Annotated in this window: 8 protein-coding genes; all 8 read left to right on the forward strand. The window is 46.7% G+C overall.

The window, feature by feature from the left end:
* Positions 1-177: 177 nt before the first annotated feature.
* Positions 178-1,140, forward strand: a complete 963-nt coding sequence (locus tag AC1DUA_RS32285) for a Gfo/Idh/MocA family protein (RefSeq protein ID WP_477503628.1) — start codon at positions 178-180, stop codon at positions 1,138-1,140.
* A 28-nt stretch (positions 1,141-1,168) separates the two neighbouring features.
* On the forward strand, positions 1,169-2,038 hold the full coding sequence (locus tag AC1DUA_RS32290) for a sugar phosphate isomerase/epimerase family protein (protein ID WP_477503629.1): 870 nt from the start codon (positions 1,169-1,171) through the stop codon (positions 2,036-2,038).
* A 163-nt stretch (positions 2,039-2,201) separates the two neighbouring features.
* Positions 2,202-2,849, forward strand: coding sequence for a hypothetical protein (locus AC1DUA_RS32295; protein ID WP_477503630.1), 648 nt, complete (start codon positions 2,202-2,204; stop codon positions 2,847-2,849).
* Entirely contained in the window at positions 2,818-3,144 is a 327-nt protein-coding gene (locus AC1DUA_RS32300) for a hypothetical protein (protein WP_477503631.1), read from the forward strand. The genes AC1DUA_RS32295 and AC1DUA_RS32300 overlap by 32 nt, the downstream gene beginning before the upstream one ends.
* A 153-nt stretch (positions 3,145-3,297) precedes the next feature.
* Entirely contained in the window at positions 3,298-3,711 is a 414-nt protein-coding gene (locus tag AC1DUA_RS32305; RefSeq protein WP_477503632.1) for an MFS transporter, read from the forward strand.
* Between the two features lie 32 nt (positions 3,712-3,743).
* Positions 3,744-4,451 (forward strand): MFS transporter, encoded by a 708-nt coding sequence (locus tag AC1DUA_RS32310; protein ID WP_477503633.1) that lies wholly within the window; start codon positions 3,744-3,746, stop codon positions 4,449-4,451.
* A 106-nt stretch (positions 4,452-4,557) separates the two neighbouring features.
* On the forward strand, positions 4,558-5,031 hold the full coding sequence (locus AC1DUA_RS32315) for an RrF2 family transcriptional regulator (RefSeq protein WP_477503634.1): 474 nt from the start codon (positions 4,558-4,560) through the stop codon (positions 5,029-5,031).
* 71 nt (positions 5,032-5,102) lie between these two features.
* Positions 5,103-5,839, forward strand: a 737-nt coding sequence (locus AC1DUA_RS32320) for an NAD(P)/FAD-dependent oxidoreductase (protein WP_477503635.1), incomplete at its 3' end; no start/stop codon positions are given.

The following is a 5,839-nucleotide window of genomic DNA, read 5'->3' on the forward strand; positions in this document are numbered from 1 at the left end:
GTACACGTTGATGCTCGGTATGCAGTCGTTCAAATCGCAGCACGGTGCCGAGTGGCAGATGATGATGGCTACGCTGGTCATGATTACCCTGCCTATTATCTTGCTTTACTTTTTTGTACAAAGAGCATTTATTCGAGGAATTACTTTCTCAGGTATTAAATAGGAGGCTACAGTCCAATGAGCAAAATTCGTATTGGTATGATTGGAACAGGAGGAATCTCCCAAGTACATGGCCGTCAGCTGCTGGAATTAGAGGAAGTGGAGATTGTTGCGCTTTCCGATACTAGCACAGAGAACAGAGAAAAGTTTGCTGCCAAGTTTGAGCTTGAAGCTGTACAGCATTTTACGGATTATAAAGTGATGTTGGATGAGGCCGAATTGGATGCTGTTGTGATCTGCTCTCCACATACATTGCACTTCCAGCAAGCGACCGATGCGCTAAACAAAGGACTGCATGTTCTCATTGAGAAGCCGATGACTTGTTCCTCAGAGGAAGCGGAGCTCCTGATTGCAACAGCAGAGAAGGCTGGGAAAGTGATGCAGGTCTCCTACCAACGCCATTTCCAACCGGAGTTCCTGTTCATTCGCGAGGCGATTGCCAGTGGTGAGATTGGGAAGCTGACGTCAATTACGGCATCGTTGTACCAGGAATGGAAACAATTCACTACTGGCTTGTGGAGACAAGTGCCAGAGCTGTCAGGCGGCGGCATGCTGATGGATTCCGGCAGCCATATCATCGATGTGCTCCTATGGACGACAGGACYCACACCGGCTGAAGTGAAGACAAACCTGCATACGCAAGGAGCACCCGTGGAGATCGATTCCTTTACCTCAATCCGGTTCGAGGAAGGAGCTGTTGCTGGACTAAACATAATCGGCTTTGCGCCATGTTGGCATGAAACCTATGTGTTCTGCGGGGAAGACGGCGGTATTTTTTACGATAATGGTAAAATTACGATCCAGCGCTTCGGAGAAAAGCCAGTTGTTCCTGAATTGCCTAATCCGACGACCAATCAGGATAAAAGCTTTATCGACGCCATTCTAGGGCGACATGAAGTTAAGGTTCCAGGTACTTTTGCCCTGAAAGTCGTCAAGTTTACCGAGATGATTTATCAAGCTGGTGGGTATAAACCCTATTAGGTCAAAGCTAACATAAGGAGAGTAAGCTATGAAATTACAAATTGGAATGCGCATTCCGCCTAGAATCGGAGCTGAAGGGTTGGCGTTAACCGCCGCATGGGCTGCCCAAGCAGGTTTGGATGTCCTTGATGTCCCTCATTTGGATCCTGAAGTGAAACAAATATGTGATGCTGCGGGAATCGGCATTGGTTCCGTCGATGCGGTACAAATGGGAGGAACACTTTTAAGCAAAGAGGATGTTCGCAGAGAGAACGCAGCCGAAGCCGTCAAGAAGCAGATTACGGAAGTGGCTGCGCTTGGTGCGAAGGTCATGTTCATGTGTCTCGTACCGGAAGACCACACGCAATCGCGTCAAGAGAGCTTCGACATATGGAAGGATACATTCCCAGAGATTGTTGGTCACGCTGAACGCGAAGGCGTATACATAGCCATTGAGGGTTGGCCAGGTCCAGCGCCGCATTACCCGACTATCGGCTGCACGCCGGAAATGTGGCGCGCTATGTTTGAAGCACTCCCATCCAAGCATTTTGGCTTGAATTATGATCCGTCTCATATGGTGCGTCTTGGCATTGACTACTTACGTGCGTTGACGGAATTCGGCGAAAGAATCACTCATTGCCATGGCAAAGATACGGAAATTCTGCATGACGAGCTATATGAGTGCGGCATCTTGCCCACAACTTTTGGCGCAAAATATGGCTTCTCTGAAGGGTCTTGGCGGTATACGATTCCTGGTCAAGGGGACGTGGAGTGGAGCAAGGTCGCTGTGCGATTAGACCGTTTGGGCTATAATGGCGCGATTTCCATTGAGCTAGAGGATCACCGTTTCTGGGGAACATTGGAGAAAGAACGGGAAGGTATCGTGAAAGCGGCGGCGCATTTGAGAAATTATTTTTAATGGAAAAAATAAATCGTTCGGGAACCTTATCTGATCAGCCTATTGCTGATTGGGTAAGGTTTTTTTGGGTCAAGGAAAATATATCCAAGATGTGGCGAATATGATAAGATATTGTCGAATTAGTATCCTACTAAATTTGATGAAGATTTGCAGGGGGAGCCCAATGCACGCACGTATCTTGAGTCAAGCCGCCAAACAACAGTCACAAGGAGGGAATTCAAGCAGGTCCAGTACACAGCAGAATATGTCGAATAATCCGTATTCTAGCCTTTTACATTTACAACGAACGATCGGAAATAAGGCTGTTCAGCAGATGGTTGTCGGGGCGCCACTTATACAAGCTATGAAATGGCCTACTGGTAAGCCGCAATCAAAATTAATGACCCAAATCGATGAATATTGGAGCGACTTGGACAAAGCGGACGTTAAGGAATTCTATGAGTGGTGTGCTTCGGATAAACAATTTGRGATTATTCCCAAAGAACTTAGCCACTCGGAATGGAAAACGCTCAGGGATACATGCTCGGGGGCAAAGATGGATGAACAAGGTTTCTTGGGTGATCCTACTGAGAGGAATGTACGGGCTATTTTTACCTTCCTTACTGCGAAGAAAGTGATTCCTTTCAAAAGTTACGATATGGGAACTTATGTAGAAACGAATGATCGGTTAGCAGCTGATATCTCAAGTAAGCAAACCCAAGGAGTCTTCAATCTCGACCGAATTATTGAGTTGGATAAATCATTCGCTTTTGATCTCGTAGCGGCGGACAAAGAACGGCATGCAGCGCTATGGGAGAAAGAGAACGGCTAGTACGAAAGCAAATGCCGGGGCAACGGGTTACTTGGAAATTGGCGGATCATATTCGGCTCAAGATCTGCGGACTGCTCATGATGAATGGCGTGCTTTCGGTAACGCATATGAGAGCTCAGATGGCAAAGTCGATTATCTGGATAATATACATAGCCCAGGGAATGGAACGGCGCAGGACAAAATGGGTCATGCCAATTATGAGAGCCGCTCCTGCTCCAGGCAAATGGATTTCATTTCTACGTGGGGTGGAAGCCGAACGGTCATGCATGTTGGTTTACAAGGTACTGAGAAATAGGATCTGTGCTGAAAATATACAGGCCAGAACCGCGCTCAGCGCGGTTTTTTCTATAGTTAGTTACTTTCGATACTACTTGTATGATACAATAAGTTTAGAAATTGACAGAAGATGGCATGCTACATACAACAAACATGTTTTGAGGTGAAAGGATTGAATGACAAAGTTGTGCTGCCGGTTTGGACGGTCGGCTTATTTATCGTTGTAATGAATACGACGATGTTTAATGTTTCCATCCCTAGTATTATTGGAGATCTTCATATATCTGCGGATCTCGGAGCGTGGGTCATCTCGAGCTACTCTATCGGATATGCGTTATCCACGGTCATTTACAGCAGGTTAACGGACGTAGTGCCAATAAGAAGGTTGCTGACGGTGGGACTGCTGGTGCTTGGTCTATCTTCCGTATACGGGATTTTTGCGCACAGCTTCCATGCCTTACTCGCCGCTCGTATCCTTCAATCCGCAGGTGCCGGGGTAATGGCCGGACTTGGCTTGGTGCTGGCGAGTCGATACGGAAAGAGGACTCTCAGCCATTCCGTTTCGATCTGCTCGGAGCTATCTTAACCGTTATCAATGCTGCCACGGTGCTATTAGCTGTGACGCAATTATCATTGATTTGGATCGGTGTTAGCGTTGTATCCTTCTTGCTGCATGCCTGGCATCTGAGGAGAGGGACAGAAACGTTCATCAACCCAGATTTATTGCGAAATCCTGATTTTCGTAAACTGGTTGTCATAGGATTTTGTGTTTTGATTTTAAATCTTGGGAACCTGTTTCTGATGCCGCTTGTACTGGCAAACCTGTTTCATCGCTCAGCGATGGAAATCGGCTTGACGATTGCGCCTGGCGCTATTCTTTCGGCTTTCATGACTCGCTTCGTCGGTCGCTGGATTGATACATACGGGAATCTCCGTTTGTTGCTGATCGGGCACATCTTGATTTCTGTTGTCATGCTTCTATTTTACAGTGTAGTAGGGGCTTCTTCCATTGTGGTGCTGGTCGGGTATATTTTCTTTTCGCCTGCCTTTTCAGCAACGCTTTCCTCATTAAACAACGAGACTTCGCGTATTCTACCGAGAACGCTCATCGGATCGGGCATGGGGCTGATGCAGTTAATTCAGTTTTGCGGCGGATCTATTTCAGTTGCCGTATGCGGCATTTTGCTTGAGGTCCAAACTCATACAAGCCTTGCTGTGTCGTACGAGCATGTGTATGGTTTATTGCTGCTAATAGGCTTGGTTTCAATCGGGATGTTATTGTGGTATCAGTCTGCTGGTAAAAGAGTACGCCAGGCCGGAAATTGATTAGTGAAAAATCATTTCCTTGCAAAATAAACGAAAGTCACCTATTATGGACATTRCAGGTCCATAAAGAAGTGAGCTATATTTTAATCGCTGGAAGGTGTTACACATGCAATTCTCCAAAAGCACAGGCTATGCTCTGCATGCCATCATCCATTTAGCCCGCACGGATAAAGGTCATCATGTAGGGATTAAGGAATTAGCAACGCTGCTAGGTGTCTCCGAGAGCTATTTGTCCAAAATCATGTCGAAGCTGCGGCAGGATGGCATCGTGCGTGCAATGACAGGTGCGAGTGGGGGTTACGAGCTAGCTAAATCAGCTAAACTGATTACGTTTCTTGATGTCATTCAGGTTGTTGAGGGCCGTCAGAAGATGTATGAATGTTTCAACCTAGATTCGCAGCAGCATCAGTTATTTTTTGAATCAGAAGCTCAGGGTTCTAATCACTCAGAACATCATGAAGGCAATGAGTGTTTGGTTAAAAAAGTGATGGACGGTGCTGAACGGCAGATGGTTCATTACTTACAGCAGCACACGATTCAAGGTGTACTCGATTCAGCAGCATCAAAAAGTACAAAATAAGCAGTAATCAAGGAGCTATTAGCTTCTTGCAGCTATATTATGGACATTAGAGATCCAGGAGGATGATAAAGATGGAACAGCTTATGGATGTAGGGATTATTGGCGGAGGTCCAGCAGGATTGAATGCAGCACTTGTGCTCGGGAGGGCTAGAAAAAACGTCCTTGTCATCGACGAAGGACGTCCACGTAATCGAGTAACACGGGAGACGCATGGTTTTCTTACGCGAGATGGCGTTGCTCCAGGGGAGTTTCGGCGGATTGCGAGAGAACAGATTCAAGTCTATCCGACTGTTCACTTTGTTGATGAGGCGGCAGTAACGATTACAGGCGTGGATGGTAACTTTGAGGTCACAACTACACAAGGTACAACTTATCGGGCGAAAAAGCTGCTATTCGCAGTAGGCATGAAAGACCTACCCGTCGAGATTAACGGCTTAGCTGAGGTTTATGGTAAAAGCGCGTTTGTTTGTCCATATTGYGATGGATGGGAGTTGCGCGACCAATCACTTGTTGTCATTACCAAGGGGGCTAAGGCGCTGCACATGGCCAAAATGTTGGCAGGCTGGACGAATCAGTATGTCATTTGCACCAATGGACCCGACGAATTAACAGATGACCAACGAGAAGAACTCAAGCAGCATCATGTATCCGTATTCGACGCACCGATCTTGCGTATTGAATCGGAGGAGGGAATGGTGCAGCAGGTGATCTTAGAGAATGATACCATTGTTCCTTGTACGGGTATATTCTTTGCGCCGAAGCTTGCTGCCGGATCTGATATCCCGCAAACACTTGGTTGCCAGATGAG

It is taken from the genome of Paenibacillus sp. 01T422, assembly GCF_056398785.1.

Coding starts and splice junctions, on each gene's coding strand:
- AC1DUA_RS32290 (WP_477503629.1), top strand. CDS start 1,169: ATGAAATTACAAATTGGAATGCGCATTCCGCCTAGAATCGGAGCTGAA.
- AC1DUA_RS32300 (WP_477503631.1), top strand. CDS start 2,818: ATGCAGCGCTATGGGAGAAAGAGAACGGCTAGTACGAAAGCAAATGCC.
- AC1DUA_RS32315 (WP_477503634.1), top strand. CDS start 4,558: ATGCAATTCTCCAAAAGCACAGGCTATGCTCTGCATGCCATCATCCAT.